The following is a 23,349-nucleotide window of genomic DNA, read 5'->3' as shown; positions in this document are numbered from 1 at the left end:
GGGATTTTCCGGCTAAATACAGAATGGAATTCATTTTTAGGTAAATAAGAGGAGATTTTCCGGTTATGCAAAGCAAATTATTACAATTTCACAATTTTCAAGTTAATAAGCGGAATTTCTCCGTCTATTTGCGCTGATTTTTATCAATTTTACTAATTAAGCGGAATTCTTCCGTCTATTAATCAGTCAGTCTTCTTAATCTTATCCCCTACAGGATAACCTTTTCTATTTTTATCCCAGCCTCTCCTCATCAGGAGAGGCATTTTGTTAAATCTCAACTACTTATGATAAGGCTCCCCCCGATTGATCCGAAAGCTCCGATAAACCTGCTCCAGCAAAACCAGCTTCATCAGCTGATGCGGAAATGTCATCTTCGAAAATGACAGCTTCTCATCTGACCGCTGCAAAACCTCCTGGCTCAAGCCAAGTGATCCTCCAATAACAAAGGCAATTTTGCTTTTTCCGTATGTAGCCAATTTATCGATCGTATCAGCAAGCTCCTCAGATGATTTCATCTTCCCTTCAATAGCCAGGGCGATGACATGGGCATCGGGATGAATTTTGGCGAGGATTCTTTCGCCTTCTTTTTGCTTGACCTGAATCATTTCAATGTCGCTCAGTTCTTCGGGGGCTTTTTCGTCAGGGACTTCGATGATATCCATTTTGGCGTAGGCGGACAGGCGCTTGAGGTATTCGTCGATGCCCTGTTTCAGGTACTTTTCTTTTAGCTTTCCAACGGTGATGATTGAGATATTCACTATTCACAATCCTTTACAATTTAATTACAAACAGCTTACAAACAAGATATCCACAAAAGTTATCCACATATCCACATTTTATATCCACATCTTGTATGGAATCACTTGTTCGCCACCATATATACTGCCTTATTTCGACAATATTCACAGGTTGTTGATAACTGGCTGTCTTCAATTTTATTCATCACAGGGAACGTTTCATACTCGTCCACCACGGTATCAATGGCTATATCAATGTGTTCTTCGCAGCTGTAAATCATTTTGGCACTCCTATCAGTTTTTCTTTTTATTATAAGAATTGTGGATAAATTTCATTCTTCTATTTGTCGAAATACTTATCCACATCCATCGTAACACCAAAAGAAAAAACAGGAAAGCCTCTTGGCCTTCCTGTTAGTTTCTTCTCTTTAGATAGTTTCGCCTGACAGCTTCAGGGTTGTTTCCTGTGCCTTTCCGCCGCGGTAAAATTTCACTTTCATCTGATCTCCGACCTGCTTGTTATTATACAGATGCTTCCTGAGATCGATGACATCATTGATCTGTTCGCCGTCCATTTCGACGATAACATCAAATTCCTGCAATCCTGCCTGGTCGGCCGGTGAGTTAGGAGACACACGGATGACTGCAACACCGTTTGTCACATCCTCAGGCAGCTTCAGGGCTTCCTGCTGATAGTAGGCAGGTATTTCATTAACAGAGCGCAGCTCAACACCCATATACGGCCTTTTCACTTCCCCGAACTGTTCCAGGTCGCTGATGACCGGCTGGGCCGAGTTGATCGGGATCGATAAGCCGATTCCTTCAACCGTATCCTGGGCAATCTTCATCGAGTTGATGCCGATCACCTGACCATTGATATTGATGAGGGCACCGCCGCTGTTCCCCGGATTGATGGCAGCATCAGTCTGCAGGACTTCTGCCTGCCAGTCTACTGTCCCGTCCTGGTTGATGTCAACCGGAATGGCACGCTCAAGGCCTGAAACGATTCCCTGGGTAACAGAACCTGAGAAGGTTGGTCCAAGCGGATTTCCAATGGCAATGACCGGTTCGCCGATTTTCAAAGCATCTGAATCGCCGAATTCAGCAACTTTATCGATTTTTTCCCCTTCGACCTCCAATACGGCAAGGTCGGTCCAAATATCGCTGCCGCGCAGCTTGGCCGGGATTTTCGTTCCATCTGCAAGTGTCACTTCAATCCTTGAAGCTCCCTCTACCACGTGATGGTTCGTCACGACATAGGCTTTGCCGCCTTCTTTTTTATAAATGACGCCTGAGCCGGTTCCAGCTGTCTGGCCGTCCCCTTCTTCTGCGCCTGACCACATGCTCGCATTCTGGATGTTATCGATGCCGACAACCGCATCGCCGGCTTTATCGACTGCTTTCGTTATATCTGATTCAACATTGAGCGAAACATTGCGGGTGGTTACATTATTATTGCTTCCGCCTGTATTAGCCTGTCCTGCATCCTCGTTCGCTGAGTATGGGAGCACATCATAGTCAATCAGCTTAGGGACAGCGACAATGACCAGTATGGCGCCAAGGATGATGCCGATCAGGCTGGCCAAGAAATAGCCGCCCTTATTTCCTTTTTGCTTTTTATAGCGGTTCTGATAATCCTGATCATAATAACCCAAGTTTGACCAATCCTTTCTCACAAAGCTGCTAAGAATTATTCTTCCTTCTATCCAATATTATACTCGCCGGGCCGGGAATTTCTAAGAAAAACAAACTGCCTGAAGGAATCTTACGATTTTGTTCATAATTTTTATCAGATGCTGATCAAAAGTGAGGCTGTGGTGATATCCAAGACTTAAAAAAAAGCACAAAAAAAGAATGGCATCATGCTCGTACCATTCTTTTTTCCTATTTATTCCGCCGGTAAACCTTAAACCGCTGTCAGCGGAGTCGGAGCCTTCGGGTCAGTGTCATACAGGCTGAACTGTTCCCCGACTAGGATTCCGCGCGATTCCAGCGTCTGGCTGACAGACATGCGCGCCAGATCTTTTATATTGTTATCCTGGCTTAAGTGGGCCAGGTAAATGCTCTTTGTATTGTCGCCGGCCACCTCGCTCATCGCAAGCGCCGCATCTTCATTGGACACGTGCCCAAAGTCGCCGAGAATCCTTCGTTTGATATTCCATGGATAGCGCCCCATCCGGAGCATCTGGACATCATGATTGCTTTCGAATACAAACGCGTCGGCATTCTTGATGATTCCCTTCATCCGGTCGCTCACATAACCTGTGTCCGTGATGAGGGCAAGCTTCTTGCCTTCATGATGGAAAATATAGAACATCGGCTCAGCCGCATCATGGGATACACCGAAAGATTCAATATCAAGCGAGCCGAAGCTTTTCACGGTTTCCATATCAAAGGTGAATTTCTGGTCGAGCGGCACTTCCCCGATCAGGCCGTTCATCGCCTGCCACGTCTTTTCATTCGCGTAGACGGGAAGGCCGTATTTGCGGGCAACGATGCCAACGCCTTTGATATGATCGCTGTGCTCATGGGTGACCAATATTCCGGACAGATTGCCGAGGCTGCGGTCGATCTGCTTGATCAGCGCCTCCATCTGCTTGCCGCTCAGGCCTGCATCCACGATAAAGGACTGTCCGTCCGCTTCAACATAAATCGCATTTCCCGTACTCCCACTGGCGAGAACACTAAAATGCAAAGACATATTATCACTCCACTATTTCAGTTTTTTCTTCCGAATCTTCTCCCAGGTCTTTCTTCTCGCTGTCGAGACTGAGGACCTGGCCTTTAAAGGCATTGACGAACAAGTTCTCCTTGCCGTCCACGACAACTCTCCAGGCAGGGCTCAGCACCCAGGTGGAAGAGTCATCCTGGATATTGGAATAATATCCTTGTTCCACGTCTGTAATCTTGCTGCCTTCTTTTAAACTTTGATTCCTATAAAGGTTTTCAATCGCCTCTGTCGGATCAATCAGCTTCTTTTTATCGCCCTTCAGATACTGTACTTTTTCAAACAGCGTCTGTCTGTAGGTAACAATTTCCTGGTCGGCATTCAAGTAAAAGGTGAGCTCCCCATTTACATTCTTGTAGAGGAATTTTCCTTCGAACTTCTGATAATAGGTAATCTTATTGCTGTCATCGCTTTTTTCCCAGAAACCGTATTTATCGCCTTCATAGATGTTTTGCCTGACGAACTTATCAAGTTCCGCCTGATTGAAGTCCTTGCCGACCTTAAATGGCTTGTTTAAGGTCGAGTTCAGGGCATTTTCCTCAAGGGTGGAGATATCCTGGTCCTTCAGGATTGTTTCCTTCAGCTCTTCCAGGTTCTCTTCTGCAAAATTCTTCGAAACCGCGGTCAGGTTGCCGTCCCGCACTTCACCTTTTGGTATGTCAGCTTCAAACTTGATGTTGGCACTCTTGAAGCTGTTCTCCAGCTTGTCCTGCGGAAGCGCCTGGCTGCCGTTCATGCGAAGCTGGGAGTATTCATAGACCAGGTAGATATCCAGGATGAGGAAGGTCAGGATAAAGATCGTTTTAATTCTGCTCCAATCCATAATCGTTCCCTCCCGGTTCAAATGTGCTGATCTGCTGCCACTTGCCTTCGTATTTATAAAACCAGGAAGGCTCAAGCTGGATCAGCTCCGTTTTTGATTTCTTATCAAGCTGATAGCCGAGCGTGATATCCTCCAGCTTCCCGGCTTCAAAATCCTCTTTCTTCTGCAGATAGTCGAGGATCTCCGGGCCGGATCTCAGCGTAACATCAGCAGAACTTATCAGGTTTGCCAGTTTGAAATTGTTCCGGAAATAGGCAAGGATTTCACTGCCGCCCCAGCGGAGCTGGATCTCCGACAGATTCAGATCCTCGCTGAACACCGGGTAATTATTGCGGTAGATCCGGAAAAACACCTGGTGTTTATTCTCATCCATCCGGACATAGCGGTAATTATCAGTCCAGCCGCCATGGGCATTCACATAATTGATGCTTTTCTTCAGCAGATTGTCAGGGCTGAGGCTTTCATTATCCTCAGGAGTAGGATTCTTGAATTCAACCTTATTCTGGTCGATCCTCAGCAGGCTGGATTCATTTGTGAATTCCTCCCCGGTCCCAAGATAGCTTTTCTGGACAGAATCCAGATCGTCGAATAATGCTTCTTTAAATCTTTCAGAATCATACTCTTCCGATAAAAAGCTGTATCTCGGCATCTCCACTTTGTTTTCCGGTATGAAAATCAATTTCTTCCCGGTATCAAAAGGAGCATAGCGGGCAAAAGCAGGATTGGTTGAAGCACTCGCCAGCCGGTAGAACCTGGTGTTAAAATTTTGGATATTCGAAAGCCCAACACCCGTTTTGTACACCCTTCCTCTTTCCGTGTCGACAAAGTAGACGATTCCGCTTTTTTGTCCAGTTTGCATGTCTATGACCATCTTATTGAAGTAAATATTCTCCAGCCGTCTGTCCTTAATCTGCAGGATCTCTTTATAAAGATTCATCGGCGTGATTCCCGGGTATATGATTTCAGCATGGCCTGCTTCCTGCACAAAGAGGTCAATATTCCCGACTTCGTCTGTTATATCCGAAAAATCATCAAAGTTCCATTTTTTAATTTCAGTAAGAAGCTTTTCTGTTTCCTCGGCGGAAAGGGTGCCAAGATGCTGGCTGTCTTCATAATGGAACAGGGCCATATTCGGCTCGATGAGGTCCCCGACATCTTTCTTTGCCTCCAGCTCGACTTCCTGAACGGTATTTTCCTCGCCAAGCTGTTCGGAAGTAGGCTGATAGGTCCAGAGGCTCCATGTCAGCAGAATGCTCCCTGACACAAGAACTGCCAATATTATTGATTTAATATCTTCATAGGTCATTCCCAATCATCCTCATCAGAACGAACGAAAGGAAGCGTAAAGGAAATGGTCGTGCCTTTTCCTTCTGTACTTTCTGCCCATATCTTGCCGTCATGGGCTTCCACAACCTCTTTGGCAATGGCAAGCCCGAGGCCGGTGCCGCCAAGCTTTCTCGTTCTAGCTTTATCCACTCTGTAAAACCGTTCGAATACTTTATCCAGATTGTCCTTCGGAATCCCGACGCCCTGGTCGGAAATCCTGATAAGCAGCTGCTCCTCCTGCTCGACGATGTTAAAAGAGACCTGTCCGCCTTCAGGTGAGTATTTCAGCGCATTCGAAATGATATTATCAACAACCTGTGTAAGCTTGTCCTCATCAATTTCCACAAATGCCGCATGCTCCGGCAGATTGCGCTGGAAGGTCACATTCTGCTCTTTTGAAAAATCGAACCGGTCGATGATCCGGTTAAAGAAGTCGACAAAATTGACCCATTCCTTCTTCATGCGGTAATCCTTGCTGTCCAGCTTTGAAAGCTGAAGAAGGTCATTGACCATCCGGATCATCCGCTCTGTTTCTGTCCTTGTCACATTAAGGAATTGGGGGGCAATATCTTCATCATGCATAGCCCCTTCCGCCAGCGCTTCAAGATAGCTCCTCATCGTCGTCAGCGGTGTCCGCAATTCATGGGATACATTCGCCACAAACTCCCGGCGCTCCAAATCAATTTTTTCCTGTTCCGTAATATCATGCAATACAGTAATAAGTCCATTAACAAAGCCTGTCTCTTTTTGAATAACAGAAAAATTGGCGCGGAGCACATATGGAGTTGTCTCTGTACTATAATCCAGGATGACGGACTCCCTTTCAGCAAGCAGCTCTTCAAACGTATAATCTTCCTCAAGGCCGAGCAGATTCACAATCGGGCTCGACAGCACTGTTTCACGTGGAACATTCAGCATTTTTGCAGCCGGTTCATTGATCAGGATAACCCGTCCCCGCCTGTCGGTCGCAATTACGCCGTCGGTCATATAGGAAAGGACTGAAGACAGCTTGCGGCGCTCCCCTTCTGTAGTAGCCTGGGCTTCCTGCAGCTTCTTCGTCAGACTGTTGAATGTGATGGCCAGCTGCCCGATCTCATCATAGCCATACACTTTAACTTTGCGGGAGAAATTCCCTTTTGCCATTGCCAATGCCTGCCGCCTCATATCAGACAGCGGCCGCGTGATCGTCTGTGCGAGCAGGATGCCGAGCAAGGCAGTGATTGCAAGAGCAATGATGATGCCTGATGCAAAAATGCTGTTGATCTGGTTCTTCTGTTCAAAGACATTTTCGATATCTGCCTTTACATATACCACACCGACGACTTCTTCATTGGCCGATTTCACCGGCGAAGCAAGGACCCAGACCCTGCGGTTCCCAAGGCTCTGATCTGTATACTCATCACTTTTGGGGGCCCGTGTGGCCAGGGCTGAAGTCGTGAGTGCATCTACAGCCTTCTGATTTACATACCCATCTTTATTGGAACCAAGGACTTTCTGTGTTTCACCGTCAATGACCCGGAGCTCAATAATATCCTTGGAAGTATAGTCACGCAGAATACGCTGGACCTCTTCTTCCTTTGTCGGCAGGTCCTCGCCGGCAGGCCGTTCCTTGGTAATGATTTCTTCCAAATAGACTGATAGCAGGTCGACTCTTTCCTCGATCGCTGTCTGGAAATTGCTTCGCAGCGTCTTCTCAAGCTGGCCGACAAAATACACTCCGATGATCTGCATAGCAATGATGATCAGCAGCACATAAATTAAAACAAACTTCAGATGGATCGAACGGAAAAAACCGACTTTTTTCATGATGGCTCTTTACTCCTGTTCCGGATTCCTCAAATAATAGCCTACTCCCCTTCTTGTTACAATCCAGGTCGGGTGGCTCGGGTTGTCTTCAATCTTTTCGCGCAGGCGCCTTACCGTAACGTCGACGGTACGGACATCCCCATAATAATCATAGCCCCATACGGTCTGAAGCAGATGCTCACGTGTCATGACCTGTCCGATATGCTTGGCCAGGTAGTGCAGCAGTTCAAACTCCCGATGTGTCAGCTCGATTGTCTCACCGCGTTTGGAAACCACATAGGCATCCGGGTGGATGACAAGGGAACCGATCGCAATCTCATTCGTTTCTTCCTCTTCCCCGGCTTTTGCAGCAATCTGCTGGTGCCTTCTCAAGTTCGCCTTCACACGGGCGATAAGCTCCCGGTTCGAAAACGGCTTTGTCACATAATCGTCAGCGCCAAGCTCAAGGCCGAGAACCTTATCAATTTCTGAATCCTTGGCCGTCAGCATGATAATCGGCATTTCATACTTCTTCCGCACCTCGCGGCATACCTCCATGCCATCGCGCTGCGGCAGCATGATATCAAGCAGGATCAGATCAGGCTTGACCTCCTCCACCTTCTCGAGCGCCTCATTGCCGTCATAAGCGCAATGCACCTCATAGCCTTCCTTTTTCAAATTGAACTGCAGTATATCCGCAATCGGCTTTTCATCGTCTACAACCAATATCTTCTTATCCATACCCATTCTCCTTTAAGAAGCAGATTATCTATCATATATCTATTATTTTTCATTGCTCATCAAAACATAAGTTCTCTATTTTACTTTACCATGTTATGCGCCGGAATTCATCTAATAGCGATGAACGGGTTGTTCCTAGGTTATGCAATTTTTGGAAGATGCCGATCCGTGTCCCTTTCAAGTGCCTGCCCCTGCTGCTTCCCTGCCTATAGAAAAAGTCTCTAGCATCCACACTAGAGACTTCCTCCTATCGGTTCACGTACTTCAATGGATCCTGCAAGCTTCCGTTCTTATACACTTCAAAATGAAGGTGCACGCCGGTAGAATCGCCAGTTGAGCCCATCATGCCGATCTTTGTTCCTTTAGGGACAGTCTGCCCAATCTTCACATCGATTGAATCGAGGTGGGCATATAGCGTCCTGTATCCATTCTGGTGGTCGATGATGACTTTTTTCCCATAGCCGTCACCAGTCATTCCGGCTGACACGACTTTACCGTTGTCTGCTGCGCTGATTGTCCGGCTGCTCGGCCGTGCGATATCAATTCCTTTATGCATTTTGCCCCAGCGGTAGCCAAGCTTGCTGGAAATATACCCGCCGTCCGCTGGCCAGGCAAAGCTGCCGTCGCCGCGGGATGGAATGACCTTCGTACCCTTGATGACAATCTCTTTCACAGGCTCTTCAAGCACTTTTTCAGAAATAGCCGCCTTTCGGACAGGCACGCCATTTTGTTCAGTGATCTTGTAGGTCACCCCTTTAACGCCGTCCTTGCCTTCCTGCTTCACCTTCGTATCGCCCTTGAACATCGAGCTGTCTTCAATGACCTCTTTTTCAAATGCGATTTTTTCCTTCTTATAAAGCTCTTTCTCAATAACCGCGTGGATCATCGGCTCCAGGACTGTCACGTTGACTTCCTGGCCCACCTTAACGATGCTGTCTTCCTTCATCCCGGGATTGAGAGCAAGGAGCTTATTAAGATCCAAATCATGCTTAGCGGCAATCTTGCCGAGCACATCGCCTTCCTGGACTGTATATTTCTTTTCTTCCAATGTTCCTTTATTTAAAAGCTTTAATGCCTCTTCCTCTGACAGGATCAGCTTTGGATCAGCCTTCATTTCCTCTGCCTTCACTTCTTCAGACATGGCGGCCCTTGTCAGCCGCTCTTCATTTTTCTCAAGCGGCGGAAGGGTTTCTTTGCTCTCTTCAGCTTGTTTATACGCTTCTAATCCATCCAGCTCTTTCTCGCTGGCATATTGAAGCTTGAATTTCTCAAGAACAGCTTCTGCTTCTTCCATCGTTTCCAGATAAACGGCTGTCTCTCCATCAATTACAATTCCTGCTGCCTCTGTGCTGACGCCGACTTCCGCCACTTCCTCCAGCACCTGGCTTTCTTCTGTCTTGATATTTGTATTGAACACCTGCTCAGGGATGTAACTGATATCAGCCCCTGCAGACAATTCATAGTCATAAGATTCCTGGGCTTTCTCCACCTGCTGAGCGACTTTGGATTGAATACTCTCCTTATCAAGGACCGTACCGGCGTAGTTCCCGTCAATATATACATAATAGACCGTTGTCAGCTGCTCACTGTCTGCAGCGGCAGGATGTGTGCCTCCTGCGGCCAAAACCGCTGCTGCTGTCAATGCAATTGCCGACTTCCTGCCTTTATTCACTTTGGCTTTCATAGCACCTGATAATGCTGTTAACCTATTTCCCCAGTTCTTCATTGTAAAATGGATCCCCCTAGACTTCGGAAACAAACAAATCTATATTCATAGTTCTATGTATCTACCATTGTTCGTTTTGTACTATTTTGACGCCACTATAATGTACCATAAAACAAGCTGGGGCCTGGACTTGTCTCAGCATTGTAATAAAATTGTATAAAATCTTACATTTTATTACAAAAACATCTTTTTTTCGCAGATAGGCATAAATCCCTATACTTCCAAGCTTTCTGCCCGCTATTTGTCTTATCTCTGCCATAAAAGGGTGTGGGGTATATTACAAAACCGTAACAAAAAAGAAGAGAGAGCATACAAGGTATACTCTCTCTTCACGGGATGGCTCAGGACGGAATCGAACCGCCGACACAAGGATTTTCAGTCCTTTGCTCTACCGACTGAGCTACTGAGCCATAATAATATTTAATTCTAAAATATGTATTGCTTAAGTCCTTTGCTCGGAAGGTTCTCGCGAACTTCCTCGCAGATTGCCGCAGAAGCTTTTCAGGGAAGGTAGCAATCTGCTCTACCGACTGAGCTACTGAGCCATATTAAGTTATTCTTCCAAACCACTTTAAAAAGAATCTATATAAATGGCGGTCCCGACGGGAATCGAACCCGCGATCTCCTGCGTGACAGGCAGGCATGTTAACCGCTACACCACGGGACCACTCTTAAAAAGAAATTATCTATGCTCGTTGTTTGCGTTGTCCTGTCTCTTCCTCTAAAAGCTTAACCAGGGAAGCTGATGCGTCGAGACAACTCGCTGATTTTTCACAGAAGCTTCGCTCGTCGCTACACCACGGGACCACTCTTAAAAAGGAAACTACTCTCTCAAATGAAACCACTAGATTATGTATATGGCAGTCAGCAAGGAAGCCGTCCTTGCCAGCTACTTGCCGACCAGCCAAATGCCGATGACCCCTACGGGATTCGAACCCGTGTTACCGCCGTGAAAGGGCGGTGTCTTAACCGCTTGACCAAGGGGCCATTGGAGTAAAATGGTGAGCCATGAAGGACTCGAACCTTCGACCCTCTGATTAAAAGTCAGATGCTCTACCGACTGAGCTAATGGCTCTCAATATGTTGTCTCTTGTGACGACGCTTTTTATAATATCATAGATTCTAAAACTATTGCAACTTATTTTTTAAAAAATATTTTGCAAGCTAGAATGCCGCCTCTATCTGTATACCATTCTCAGCTGAAAGCAAACATATGCCTCTCCTTTTTGCACTGGAGAGGCATATATTTTTAGATATTTTCCTGCTTCAGGCCATCAATAATGTTCTGCTTTTTCACCTTTTGAATCGAGTAAAGCATGGCGGCGCTCACGATGATGAAAATCGCAGCGATGGCGATCAGAACACTTATCCATGGTACGGCGAATGAGTATTGGAATGTATTCTGCAATGACCAATACATGAGCAGCATAACACCGAGTGAGATCGGAAGCCCGTACAGCAGGGCCTTGAGTCCATAAAAGATGCTTTCATAGTTGATCATTTTATTAAAGCCCTTCGGTGTCATCCCGATTGATCTCAGCATGGCGAACTCCCTGCCCCTGAGCGCAATGCTCGTTGAAATGGTGTTAAAGATATTCGCAATTGAAATGGCGGAAATCAGCGTGATGAAGCCGTAGGTGAAAACTGACATGAACGTTACCATCTGTTCATCCCGTTCACGGTTTTGATAGACATTCTGGATCATAAGATTTTCTGACTCGATCTGATCAAGCTGATCCTGCATTTCTTCAGGCTTTGAGCTGTCCAGGAACAAGGAATAAGAAGTCTCTGCACTATTCTGCTTCAGCTGTTCGAACTGCTTCTGAGGCATCAGGAGATGAACTTCATAATTGCCTAGCGGCAGGATGCCCATCGGCGCCTCTACAGCAGCAAAGCCGATTTCAAGGGATTGAAATGGACTGTTCTCCTCTGGGAGATACAGATCCAGCTTATCTCCAGGCTTTCCGTTGATTCCGCCAGTTTCAATCTTTTTCCCCGTCTGTACGTCTTCGTACACAAATTTATTAAGGATGATTACTTTATCCTGGAGCTCATTCACATCGGCTCCGATCTTATTAGCATATGTTTTAAAGCTCTTCTCATCTATTCCATGCAGCACGAGAGAATAAGGATATTTCCCACCCTGGAGCATATCTTCATAATATTCCTGCGCCTTCACTTCATCCGGCAGCTCTGACTCATTGATCCATGTTGAAAAATAGGCCTCCTCCATTAAGGAAGCATCACTCACATAATTTAGATTCATATAAGGTTCAAGGGCTGCCTGATCTTCAGAACTGTATATCTGTACATCATAGTTATAGTTCACCTGTGTCATCGTAATCGACTGCTTCAGGTTTGCAGTAAAATAGGAAACTGCCAGGAAAAGAACAATCGTGATAACCAGCGAGAACACTGTCACTTGATATCTTCTTTTATTCCGTTTCAGATTCTTCAAACCAATTTCTGCTTCAAGGCCGAAGATTTTCCTGACCAATCTGGACGTTTTTACCGCTTTGCCGGTCAGCTTCACATCCTGGCTCTGCCTGATGGCGTCGATGGCAGAGACCTTTGAAGCCTTCCTCGCCGGCATATAGGTGGAGATGAAAATCGTCAGAATCGAGATCAGGCAAGAAAGCAGGATGGACATGGGTGTCACGGTTAAGGTCAGTCCATCGTCTATCCCCAGGGTATCGCCAAAGGTCCGATTCATTACCAGAAAGGTTGCAAAGATGCCGCCGATTCCTGCCAGCAGTCCAAGCGGGATGGATATCACCCCGATTACCGCCCCTTCAAAGAAGACAGAATTCCGTTTTTGTGTTTTGGTCGCACCGACACTGGATAACATTCCGAGATGGCGGGCCCTCTCGGAGACGCTGATGGCAAATGAATTATAGATCAGGGATACCGAACCGATGATAATAATTAATATGATAATGGCTGCAAGAGAATAAAGCGTGATAGCCAGATTATCACTATCGGTCACCCCATAATAACGAAGCAGTTCGCTATTGAAGCTGACTTTAGTAATTCCATTTTTTTCGGCCAGCTCTTTGGCATGCTCGTAGAGCGACCGGTTCACCTTTTTCACCGTTACACCGATATCAGCTGCTCCGCCCTTAAAGGGATCCTGCTCCATATAGCTAACGATTGTGTAGCCGGGTGCGGAGTATGGTTCCCATTCCGGACGCTCCATCGTACCGACAATTGTAAAGATGCCTTCCTCTTTTTTGCTTAATGTTTCAATTACTTCTGTTTCATCGTACTGCAGATAATCCCCCTGGCCAAAAGAGCGGTCATCATTTGGGATATGCCGGTCCCCAATTTCAAGAGTGATTTCATCGCCTATTTGGTAATTCTGCTTTTCCACGATTTCTTTTGGAAAAAGGACTTCGTTCTCCTTTTTTGGAAGGCGCCCTTCACTCAATTCAACAGGGAAGTGCTCCATTCCCTCTGAATCGAATTCCTTGATAAAAAGATAAGGCCTATTTTTATTGGAGGGATTTTCAAGCGATGAATATCCCCTGTCCCTTGTGAAAAACAGCTTTTCCGTCTGCTCGTCCTTTCGTATCGCTTCCATCTGGCTTTCTGACACATCACGGTAGATGACATGCCAATCCCCGGAATTCTGGATAGCTTCCTGCTTCATCATCCCGAGGAAGGAGACAAACAGGGTGGAAACCGCCGAAACCATGGCGACTGAGATGATGACGCCGATAATCGTGACAAGTGTCCTTCTCCTGTTCTTTTTCAAATGCCGCAATGTCAGCTTGTTTATGATATTCATGGCCGGATGACCTCATTTTTCGCAACCTTACCGTCTTCAATGGAAATGACCCGGTCAGCCTGCATCGCGATCCGCTCATCATGGGTGATAACAATCAGTGTCTGCTTATAAGTTTTATTGAACATTTTTAAAAGCTCCATGATTTCACCGCTGTTTCGGCTGTCCAGGTTTCCGGTCGGCTCGTCAGCAAGCATGATAGCCGGACGGCTGATAAGGGCACGGCCGATGGACACGCGCTGCTGCTGCCCGCCGGACAGCTGGTTTGGAAGATGGGACAGGCGATTCTGCAGTCCAAGGATCCCGACAATTTCTTCAAGCTGCCCCCGGTCGACCTTCTGGCCGTCAAGCAGCATTGGGAGCGTGATATTTTCCTCAACACTCAAGATCGGGATCAGATTGTAAAATTGGTAAATCAGTCCGATCTGTCTTCTCCTGAAGATGGCGAGCTGTGTTTCATTCAGTTTGTAAATATCAGTGTTATCGACCAGCACACGGCCTCCTGTAGGGCGGTCCACCCCGCCGAGCATATGAAGGAGGGTCGATTTCCCGGATCCCGATGGGCCGATGATCGCAACAAATTCTCCTTTATTGACACTAAAAGATACGTCATCCAATGCCTTTACAGCAGTATCTCCGCTTCCGTACACTTTAGACAGATTCTCAATTTTCAAGATTTCCATGCTAGAGCCTCCAATGATTTGATAGGTTCAGTATATCTGGCGAAAATGACTCTAGCGTGACTCTAAAGTGACAGTTTAGTCATCTGCTAAATGACCTGGTGGTAAAACTTCAGCGTAAATCTTGTTCCGACACCCTTTTTACTGGCCACTTCAATATCTCCGCCCTGCCTTTTCATGATCCCGTATGCCATGGCCAGCCCAATGCCAACGCTGTCTTCCGAGGCATTCTTGCCCCGGTAAAAGCGCTTGAAAATGTAGGGAAGATCTTCTTTTAGGATGCCCTTGCCATTATCCTCGATAATAATTTCGGTGAGGAGCGGATTTTGGCTGCAGCTGATGCTGATACGCCCTTTTTCACTGGAATGTTCGATGCTGTTTTTAATGATATTGATCAATGCTTCCTTCGTCCAATTATGATCGCCGGTGAAGAAGACGCCCTCTGCCCCTCTGACCTGAAGCTCCTGTTCCTTGAGCTCGATGGGAATCAGAAGCGGCTCAACAGCCTCCTTGATCAGCTGCGGGACATTCACTCTTTCTGTTTTAAAAAGGGCAGTGCCAGCGTCAATTTTTGAAAGCTTCAAAAGGGAGGAAACCAGCCATTCGATTCTTTCCAGCTGCACCTGAATGCGGCGGGTAAACTCTTTTCGCTTATCATCCGCAAGCGACATATCACTCAGCAGGTCTGACATGACCATCATCGAGGTAAGAGGGGTCTTCAATTGATGTGATATATCTGAAATCGCATCTGTCAGCTTCGTTTTATCTTCCTGCAGGAGGGCGCCCTGCTCTGAGAGCCTGATGGTCACCTTATAGATCTCAGATTTCAGAATGCTGAGTTCGCCCTCATGATTATCCCGGACATCGAGCATATAATCTCCACTGCTGATCCTCCTTAGATAGCGTGAAAGCTTTTCAATCTCACGGTAGCGCCAGGAAGTGAAAATTAAAAAGGCAGCTAAAAGGAGGATAGAGGCCGTCCCTGCTGCCAGGGCTGCCTGCCAGGATAAAAGGGAGGATAGCAGCACACATAGAACTGCAAGGCCGATGCTTGTGAACAAAAAGGTCCTGAATTCTTTGTTCCGCAGCATCTCAGTCGCCTGCCTTATAGCCGAGACCGCGGACGGTCTTGATGATGGAAGGCTTTTGCGGATCGTCCTCGAGCTTTTCCCTTAGCCGCTTTATGTAGACGGTCAGTGTATTATCGTTCACAAAATCGCCGGCAACGTCCCAGATTTTATCGAGCAGCTGGCTCCTCGTCAGCACCTGCCCTTTATGGTTCGCAAAGATCAGGAGGAGGCGGTACTCCAGGGCCGTCAGCTGGATCTCTTCTCCATGCTTATAGACCTTCCCTTCGCCGGTATGAACCGTGATTGCCTGGAAGGTGACAGTCTGCCTGTCCTGCTTATCATAGCGGCGCAGCACCGACCTGATGCGCGACAGCAGCTCGCGGACCCGGAATGGCTTCGTGATATAATCATCAGCCCCCATATCCAGTCCCATCACGACATTCACTTCTTCATCCATTGCCGTGAGAAAAATGACAGGCAGATCGCTCTGCTTTTTCACAAGTGAGCACAAATCATACCCGCTTCCATCCGGCAGCCCCAGATCAAACAGGCAAAGATCAATCTCATCCAGCTTCGTCCTGATCAATTCCCGCGCCCCCGCGGCATCATGGCATACGAATGTACCATATTTCTCATTCTGCAAAGAATACTCCAGCCCCGCCGCTATCGTCCGATCATCCTCAACAACCAGAATGTTCATACTATCCCCCCTGACAAAATCTTCTTATGTATGCTAATCATAGGGGAAAATAGATTGGTTCGTCAAAATGTGGGTAGAGTGATAGCGTCCATATGTGGTCTGTTCGTTTCCGTTCCAGGCACTTCGCTTTCCGCGGGGCGATGCTGAGCCTCCTCACCGCTCCGCGTCTGCGGGTTCTCAGCATTGCCGCTGCAATCCCGCAGGAGTCTACGTGCCTTCCACTCCAATAAACAGAGGCTCCTGAAATTTTTAATTACTCTTAACAAAAAAGATCTGAATGTCCCCATCCTAAACCTTTCCATGAAAAAAAGCCCCCATAAAGAGGGCTTCAACTATTAATTCTGGCGCCAAGGGCTCATGACAACATTTGTCTGTGAGCGGTCCGGACCGACAGAGAAGATGGACAATGGAATGCCTGTCAGCTGGGCAACTCTTTCGAGGTAGTGGCGGGCATTGGCCGGAAGCTCATCCAGCGACTTGCAGCCAGTGATGTCCTCAGTCCAGCCTGGGAGCTCTTCATACACAGGCTCACATTCAGCAAGCACCTTCAGGCTCGCCGGGAATTCTTCGATCACTTCGCCTTTATAGCGGTAAGCAACACAGATTTTCAGCGTTTCGATGCCTGTCAGAACATCAATAGAGTTCAGGGACAGATCAGTGATGCCGCTGACCCTGCGGGCGTGGCGGACAACAACACTGTCAAACCAGCCGACACGTCGTGCACGGCCCGTAGTTGTACCATACTCGCGGCCAACCTCGCGGATCCTATTGCCGATCTCATTATCAAGCTCAGTCGGGAACGGTCCGTCACCGACACGTGTTGTGTAGGCTTTGGATACGCCGACAACATGCTTGATTTTCGTAGGGCCGACTCCTGAACCGATCGTTACGCCGCCCGCAACCGGGTTGGAAGAAGTAACAAACGGGTATGTCCCCTGGTCGATATCGAGCATAACGCCCTGTGCTCCTTCAAACAGAACACGGCGGCCTTCATCAAGGGCATCGTTCAGCACAACAGACGTGTCGCACACATACTGCTTGATCTGCTGGCCATACTCATAATACTCTTCAAGAATATCCTCAAGCTTGAAGCCTTCTGTTTCATAGAAGCGCTCCAGCAGGCGGTTCTTTTCTTCAAGATTGCGCTGCAGCTTCTCTTCAAACACTTCACGGTCAAGAAGGTCGGCGATGCGGATGCCGTTCCGGGCAGCTTTATCCATGTACGCAGGCCCGATGCCCTTCTTTGTGGTGCCGATCTTGTTGGCGCCTTTTCTTTCCTCTTCCACTTCATCCAGCTTCAGGTGGTAAGGGAGAATCACATGCGCGCGGTTTGAGATGCGCAGATTGTCGGTTGTGATATTTCTTTCATGCAGATACGCAAGCTCCTTGAGCAGGGCTTTCGGATCTACAACCATGCCGTTTCCAATGACACAGTTTTTCTCTTTATAAAAAATTCCGGATGGAATCAAATGAAGCTTGTAGGTCTCCCCGCCAAACTTGATGGTATGGCCGGCATTATTTCCTCCCTGGTAGCGGGCAATCACTTCAGCATTTTCTGAAAGGAAGTCTGTAATCTTTCCTTTTCCTTCATCTCCCCATTGAGTTCCAACTACAACGACTGATGACATTTATAAAGCACCTCCAAAGAGTGTAAATATGTATCCGTTCTTCAAACAACTCTAATTTTACCAAGGGAAAGCAATAAAAGTCAATGAAACACGAACATTTTTAAAGAAATCATAAAAATACGTTCGTAATTTTTTTTGTAGGCTATCCTTTAGTTTTTGCATATGAGAAAGGTCCTATTCTTTTTTCCACAGAAAAAAGCCGCAGTACAGAACTGCGGCTTTACGCACCAGGCGGCATGCCTGAGTCATCGAACCTCTTCTCGAGATTGACGAATTTATTATATTCCTTCACGAACGCCAGCTGGACAGTACCGACCGGGCCGTTACGCTGCTTGGCAATAATGATTTCAATGATGTTCTTGTCTTCTGATTCTTTATCATAATAATCGTCACGGTACAGGAATGCCACAATATCGGCATCCTGCTCGATGCTTCCCGATTCACGGATGTCGGACATCATCGGGCGCTTATCCTGGCGCTGCTCCACTCCACGGGAGAGCTGGGACAGGGCGATGACAGGAACCTGGAGCTCACGGGCGAGCGCCTTCAGGGAACGGGAAATTTCCGATACTTCCTGCTGTCGGTTCTCGCCGGAGCGGCCGCTTCCTAAGATCAGCTGCAGATAGTCGATCAGGATCATGCCAAGGCCGTGCTCCTGCTTCAGGCGGCGGCACTTGGAACGGATTTCGGTGATCCTTACACCCGGCGTGTCATCGATGAAGATTCCTGCGTTTGAGAGGCTTCCCATCGCCATCGTCAGCTTGCCCCAGTCATCATCTGTCAGTGAGCCGGTCCTGAGCCTTTGGGCGTCAATATTGCCTTCAGCGCAGAGCATACGCATAACAAGCTGCTCTGCACCCATCTCAAGACTGAAAATCGCGATGTTTTCATTAGTTTTGGTGGCAACATTCTGCGCGATATTCAGGGCAAAGGCTGTTTTACCAACCGATGGACGGGCGCCCACAATGATCAGGTCATTCCGCTGGAAACCGGCAGTCATTTTATCCAATTCGGCGAATCCCGTCGGAATCCCCGTGATATCACCTTTGCGGTTGTGCATGACTTCAATATTATCGTAGGTGCGCACAAGCACATCTTTAATATTATGAAAGGCGCCGGCATTTTTGCGCTGGGCCACCTCAAGAATGTTCTTTTCCGCCTCGCCGAGCAGAACTTCAACCTCGTCCTCACGGGAGTAGCCGTCCTGGGCGATGCCTGTCGCCGTCCGGATCAATCTTCTGAGAAGCGATTTCTCCTCGACGATCCGCGCATAATATTCAATATTGGCCGCTGTCGGCACAGAGCCTGCCAATTCACTCAGGTAGCTGACGCCTCCTGTATCCTCCAGCAGCTTGGCAGCTGCCAGCTCCTCGGTTACAGTGACAAGGTCAACAGCCTTTCCTTCGTCATTCAGCTTAAGCATCATGTTGTAAATTTTCTGGTGGGCTGCCCGGTAGAAATCTTCCGGGATCAGCATCTCAGATGCCAGCGTCAAAGATGCCGGCTCCAGGAAAATGGCACCGAGCACAGCCTGCTCCGCTTCTATATTCTGCGGGGGCAGCCTGTCTGCAAACAGATCACTCATCTATTCCAACTCCCTCTTAATGCCTATCTATCTTTATATCTATTAAAAATCTATGCAAAAATCCATTGAATTCACAAAAAAGGCCGATTAAGCAGGAAAAATGTGATCAGCTTGGCACCGACCACATTTCTCTCAACTCTTATATTTTAACATGTTTATCTGTAAATGGAACTTCCAAAATTAGTTTACTTCTTTTACATGGACATTCAATGTAGCAGTTACTTCAGTATGAAGCTTTACAGGAACCTTTGTATAGCCGAGCGTGCGGATCGCATCGCTGAGCTCGATTTTGCGCTTGTCAATCTTGATGCCGTTCTTTTTATTAAGCTCTTCAGCAATCTGCTTGCTTGTGATGGAGCCGAACAATCTTCCGCCTTCACCTGATTTTGCTGAAAATTCTACTGTAATCTTTTCAAGTTTTTCTTTAAGCTCTTTCGCTTCTTCCAGTTCATTGGCAGCAACTTTTTCTTCTTTCTTTTTCTGTGCGCTCAGTGTGCTGATATTCGCCTGATTCGCTTCAATGGCAAGCCCCTGCTTCAGCAGGAAGTTGTGGGCATAGCCGTCAGCCACGTTTTTGACTTCACCTTTTTTTCCTTTTCCTTTAACATCTTTTAAGAAAATGACTTTCATTCTTTCCGTCTCCCTTCAAAGTAATCATCTATAGCCTGATGAAGGCGCTCTTCCGCCTCATCGACTGTTATGTCTGTCAGCTGTGTTGCTGCATTCGTGAGATGCCCTCCGCCCTCAAGGCTTTCCATGATGATCTGGACATTCACATCGCCGAGCGAGCGGGCGCTGATGCCAACCAGATTATCTGCCCGTTTGGAGATAACAAAAGAAGCATCGATCCCATCCATTGTCAGGAGGGTGTCGGCAGTCTGGGCAATCAGCACCTGATCGAATGTCTGATCAGGGTTCCCCTTTGCAATCGCCAGCCCTTCCCGGTATAGGGATACTGTCTCAATCAGCTTGGCCCGCTTCACATAGGTGTCGACATCCTCCTTGAGGAACTTCTGGACAAGGACGGTATCCGCTCCCTGGCCGCGCAGATAGGAGGCGGCATCAAAGGTTCGGGCACCGGTCCTGAGCGTAAAGCTTTTCGTATCGACAATGATCCCGGCAAGAAGGGCGGTGGCTTCGAGCATTTCGATCCGGCCTTTCTTTGGCTGATATTCAAGCAGCTCGGTGACAAGTTCCGCTGTCGAGGATGCATACGGCTCCATATAGACGAGCAGCGGGTTCTTGATGAATTCCTCACCGCGCCTGTGGTGGTCAATGACCACCACATGATCAATCTTGCTGAGCAGCCGCTCCTCGATGACAAGGGACGGCTTATGGGTATCCACCACAACAAGCAAGGTATCATCCGTCGCAATCTCAAGCGCCTCCTCAGGGCTGATAAAGCGCGAGAAGAGGGATTCATTCTTGCGGATTTCCTTCATCATCCGCTGGACGCCTGTATCGATATCCTGGAAGTTCATGACCACATACCCTTCACACTGGTTCATCTCAGCTACCTTCAGGATGCCGATCGAAGCGCCTACAGCGTCCATATCCGGGCTTTTATGGCCCATGATGATCACTTTATCGCTTTCAGTGATCAATTCCTTCAATGCGTGGGAAATCACCCTTGCACGGACCCTCGTCCTTTTTTCAACAGGATTGGTCTTGCCGCCGAAGAATTTGACTTTCCCATTCGGCTGCTTGATGGCCACCTGGTCGCCCCCCCTGCCGAGGGCAAGGTCAAGGCTTGACTGTGCCAGCGAACCGAGCTCTGGCAGTGAAGAGACACCGGAGCCGACGCCAATGCTTAAGGTGAGCGGGACATTTTGGGTCGAGCTTGTTTCCCGGACGTCGTCGAGGATCGTGAACTTTCCTCTTTCAAGCAGCTGGAGGATGTTTTCATTGAACACCGCGATGAAGCGCTCAGACGAAATCCTTTTCAGGAAGACGCCATTGTCCGTCGCCCACTTATTCAGGAGGGAGGTGACAAGATTGTTGAGGCTGCTTCTCGTCTGGTCGTCCATCCCCTGTGTCAGCTCATCATAGTTATCTAAGAAGATGATGGCCAGTACGGTCCTTTCATCTTCATACAGCTTTTCAATTTCCGTCTGCTCGGTCACGTCAAAGAAATACAGGAGCCGTTCATCCGGCTTATGTATGACCCTGAATTTCCGTTCGTGGAGGGTGATGATCTCAGACTCCACCTCTTGCTTGATCAAAGGGACGAGTGTTTCTGCTGCATCATAAAGCGATCTTCCGACCAGTGTATCTTCATCAAAGCAGGAAGCAAGGAATGGGTTGGTCCATTCGATATATAGCTCTTCATTGAAGAGCATGATCCCGATCGGCATTTCCATCAAGGCTTCTTCGCCTACTTTTTTGACACGGTATGAGAGTGTTGATATATACTCTTCTGTTTCCCGGCGCTGGCGGTAGTCTATCATAAAAATGAAATAGAATGGCAGCACAATCAGCAGCACACCTGCCAGGCCAAGGATCCAGTTGTAATATGCCAATATCCCAAGGACCACCACTGTTATTCCCATCAGCCAATAAAGCGGATAGCGGATGGATCGCTTTTCTAAATACGATGGCATGTTTTCAGCTCCTACAGTAGTGTCAGACTTTTTCTTTTAACCATTTTTTCAAATTGAATCCTAAGTCAATTATACCTAATATCCTGATAATATAAAGGAGAAAAGGCAGGATGAAGCTCAGGACGGCGGCTATGACCGGCACGGCCTTTGGATAGCCTTTTATGTGGCAGAAATAAAAGACGAGCGAGAGCCCCTGCACAATCATAAGCAGCTGCAGGATAAAACTCAGATTTATAAACGCATCAAAAAGGACTGTCCCTTCCTCCGGCTTCAGAAGGAGGGCCGCAATGATGGTAATCAGATAATACCAGAGTACACTCTTCGGGAGGGACAGATTCCGGAACTGGCCCCATTTTTCCATATTCACGCCAAAACGCTTCACGATTGGAAGGGATACTGCCTGGAGGATCAGGACATTGATAAATGATGCCATAATCAGCAAGCTCGGAATGAGTGTCTCGGTCAATTCAATGCCGCTGTAAAGCTGATCCTTCATCTTTTCATCGAGCGGCTGGCCGAGATTTTCCATCAAAGACACAATCTTATCGACAGACTGCTTTAAGATATCAAACGATTCTTTTATCACATTCAGCTCAAAAAACTGGACCGCGATCCCGTATTGGGCAACCAGCAGGATCAGGAAGGCAAGTGAGCTTGCCATATACGTGCTGAACCGCGACTTTTTCTCCCGGATAAAATCCCCCATTACAGTTCCCGTTATACCATAGAGCAGCGCAAGCGGAATCGCCAGTATCGTCCCGACAATCAGCGAAATGAGGATGCCCCCTGTCAAAAAGACCAGCGAGCTTTTGCGGTCATTCGTTGCAGCAAATAAAATAAACGGCGCTGCTAAAAACAGATTTGTGACAACCCCCAGGACAGGGACGTAAAGGGTCAGCAGCATCAGGACAGCAAACACTGCCAGCATGACTGCACCCGAAGTCAACTTATGGACATTCTTCACTGCTTCACCTCTCAAATTCTCTTTATACTAAGCTGCATCCAGCAGCAGGTCAAAGACATATTCCTATTACTATTTTATCGGGTATGAAGGCTTGGTTCAACCTTTCGAAATGCGGAGGGTGCTTGCTCAGCCCCGACAAGCATAAAACGTTTCAGAATAGAAGGTGTTCTTTGGCTTCAATGCTGAAGTGGCTTATGACTCGAGGGGCTAGCACCCGCAGCTGGACAAATCGAAATGCGGCAGCGGCTTGCCCAGAGCCGACAAGCATAACACGCGGCAGAATAAAAGGCGTTCTTTGCCTTTAATTCCTAAGTGGCTTATGACTCGAGGGGCTAGGCTTTGAAGCTGGACAATCGAAATGCGGAGGATCCTTTATAAAGGAACGCAGACTAAAAACGCCACATCCTGCGGCAGCGTCTGCATGACCCGAATCCTGTGGGCATCAAAGATCCAAAACAATCTTCTATGTATG

General features: G+C 47.5%; 18 protein-coding genes and 4 tRNA genes. All 22 read right to left on the bottom strand.

Annotated elements, in window-relative coordinates:
* Window positions 1–278 precede the first annotated feature (278 nt).
* The gene (gene rlmH, locus Q9R36_RS11695) at window positions 279–758 is read right to left on the bottom strand and encodes a 23S rRNA (pseudouridine(1915)-N(3))-methyltransferase RlmH (protein ID WP_009794695.1); all 480 of its coding nucleotides are present in this window, start codon (window positions 756–758) and stop codon (window positions 279–281) included.
* 101 nt (window positions 759–859) lie between these two features.
* Window positions 860–1,018, bottom strand: coding sequence for a CxxH/CxxC protein (locus Q9R36_RS11690; protein ID WP_009794696.1), 159 nt, complete (start codon window positions 1,016–1,018; stop codon window positions 860–862).
* A 147-nt stretch (window positions 1,019–1,165) separates the two neighbouring features.
* Entirely contained in the window at window positions 1,166–2,392 is a 1,227-nt protein-coding gene (locus Q9R36_RS11685) for a S1C family serine protease (protein ID WP_009794697.1), read from the bottom strand.
* Window positions 2,393–2,643: 251 nt separating this feature from the next.
* Window positions 2,644–3,438 carry an MBL fold metallo-hydrolase gene (locus Q9R36_RS11680; protein ID WP_009794699.1) on the bottom strand — a complete coding sequence of 265 codons (795 nt, stop codon included), beginning with the start codon at window positions 3,436–3,438 and terminating at the stop codon, window positions 2,644–2,646.
* Between the two features lie 4 nt (window positions 3,439–3,442).
* Window positions 3,443–4,288 carry a two-component system regulatory protein YycI gene (locus Q9R36_RS11675; protein ID WP_101548499.1) on the bottom strand — a complete coding sequence of 282 codons (846 nt, stop codon included), beginning with the start codon at window positions 4,286–4,288 and terminating at the stop codon, window positions 3,443–3,445.
* Window positions 4,269–5,594, bottom strand: a complete 1,326-nt coding sequence (locus Q9R36_RS11670; protein WP_311225156.1) for a YycH family regulatory protein — start codon at window positions 5,592–5,594, stop codon at window positions 4,269–4,271. The genes Q9R36_RS11675 and Q9R36_RS11670 overlap by 20 nt, the downstream gene beginning before the upstream one ends.
* Window positions 5,591–7,420 (bottom strand): cell wall metabolism sensor histidine kinase WalK, encoded by a 1,830-nt coding sequence (walK, locus tag Q9R36_RS11665; protein WP_009794702.1) that lies wholly within the window; start codon window positions 7,418–7,420, stop codon window positions 5,591–5,593. Before walK ends, Q9R36_RS11670 begins: the two co-directional genes overlap by 4 nt.
* A 9-nt stretch (window positions 7,421–7,429) precedes the next feature.
* Entirely contained in the window at window positions 7,430–8,140 is a 711-nt protein-coding gene (yycF, locus tag Q9R36_RS11660; protein WP_009794703.1) for a response regulator YycF, read from the bottom strand.
* A 247-nt stretch (window positions 8,141–8,387) separates the two neighbouring features.
* On the bottom strand, window positions 8,388–9,866 hold the full coding sequence (locus tag Q9R36_RS11655) for a peptidoglycan DD-metalloendopeptidase family protein (RefSeq protein ID WP_311225155.1): 1,479 nt from the start codon (window positions 9,864–9,866) through the stop codon (window positions 8,388–8,390).
* A gap of 337 nt (window positions 9,867–10,203) precedes the next feature.
* Window positions 10,204–10,276: transfer RNA gene (locus tag Q9R36_RS11650), tRNA-Phe, on the bottom strand.
* A 181-nt stretch (window positions 10,277–10,457) separates the two neighbouring features.
* Window positions 10,458–10,533, bottom strand: a tRNA-Asp gene (locus tag Q9R36_RS11645).
* A gap of 248 nt (window positions 10,534–10,781) precedes the next feature.
* Window positions 10,782–10,853 (bottom strand) — tRNA-Glu (locus tag Q9R36_RS11640).
* A gap of 12 nt (window positions 10,854–10,865) precedes the next feature.
* A tRNA-Lys gene (locus tag Q9R36_RS11635) sits at window positions 10,866–10,941 on the bottom strand.
* Window positions 10,942–11,115: 174 nt separating this feature from the next.
* On the bottom strand, window positions 11,116–13,653 hold the full coding sequence (locus Q9R36_RS11630) for an ABC transporter permease (protein ID WP_101548495.1): 2,538 nt from the start codon (window positions 13,651–13,653) through the stop codon (window positions 11,116–11,118).
* Window positions 13,650–14,333, bottom strand: coding sequence for an ABC transporter ATP-binding protein (locus Q9R36_RS11625; protein WP_009794707.1), 684 nt, complete (start codon window positions 14,331–14,333; stop codon window positions 13,650–13,652). Before Q9R36_RS11625 ends, Q9R36_RS11630 begins: the two co-directional genes overlap by 4 nt.
* 86 nt (window positions 14,334–14,419) lie before the next feature.
* The gene (locus tag Q9R36_RS11620; protein WP_009794708.1) at window positions 14,420–15,421 is read right to left on the bottom strand and encodes a sensor histidine kinase; all 1,002 of its coding nucleotides are present in this window, start codon (window positions 15,419–15,421) and stop codon (window positions 14,420–14,422) included.
* A 1-nt stretch (window position 15,422) separates the two neighbouring features.
* On the bottom strand, window positions 15,423–16,100 hold the full coding sequence (locus Q9R36_RS11615; protein WP_022544624.1) for a response regulator transcription factor: 678 nt from the start codon (window positions 16,098–16,100) through the stop codon (window positions 15,423–15,425).
* A gap of 335 nt (window positions 16,101–16,435) precedes the next feature.
* Window positions 16,436–17,728, bottom strand: coding sequence for an adenylosuccinate synthase (locus Q9R36_RS11610; RefSeq protein ID WP_009791711.1), 1,293 nt, complete (start codon window positions 17,726–17,728; stop codon window positions 16,436–16,438).
* Window positions 17,729–17,948: 220 nt separating this feature from the next.
* Window positions 17,949–19,313, bottom strand: coding sequence for a replicative DNA helicase (dnaB, locus tag Q9R36_RS11605; protein ID WP_009791712.1), 1,365 nt, complete (start codon window positions 19,311–19,313; stop codon window positions 17,949–17,951).
* Window positions 19,314–19,493: 180 nt separating this feature from the next.
* Window positions 19,494–19,943, bottom strand: a complete 450-nt coding sequence (gene rplI, locus Q9R36_RS11600; RefSeq protein WP_009791713.1) for a 50S ribosomal protein L9 — start codon at window positions 19,941–19,943, stop codon at window positions 19,494–19,496.
* Complete coding sequence (locus tag Q9R36_RS11595) at window positions 19,940–21,913, bottom strand: DHH family phosphoesterase (RefSeq protein WP_009791714.1); 1,974 nt, start codon at window positions 21,911–21,913, stop codon at window positions 19,940–19,942. The genes rplI and Q9R36_RS11595 overlap by 4 nt, the downstream gene beginning before the upstream one ends.
* Window positions 21,914–21,935: 22 nt before the next feature.
* The gene (locus Q9R36_RS11590) at window positions 21,936–22,877 is read right to left on the bottom strand and encodes a YybS family protein (RefSeq protein ID WP_311225154.1); all 942 of its coding nucleotides are present in this window, start codon (window positions 22,875–22,877) and stop codon (window positions 21,936–21,938) included.
* Window positions 22,878–23,349 lie beyond the last annotated feature (472 nt).

Source organism: Bacillus sp. AG4(2022) (genome assembly GCF_031844465.1).
GTDB lineage: Bacteria > Bacillota > Bacilli > Bacillales > Cytobacillaceae > Bacillus_AB > Bacillus_AB infantis.
The sequence above is the reverse complement of the archived record's forward strand: the minus strand, read 5'-3'. Positions and strand labels throughout refer to the sequence as shown.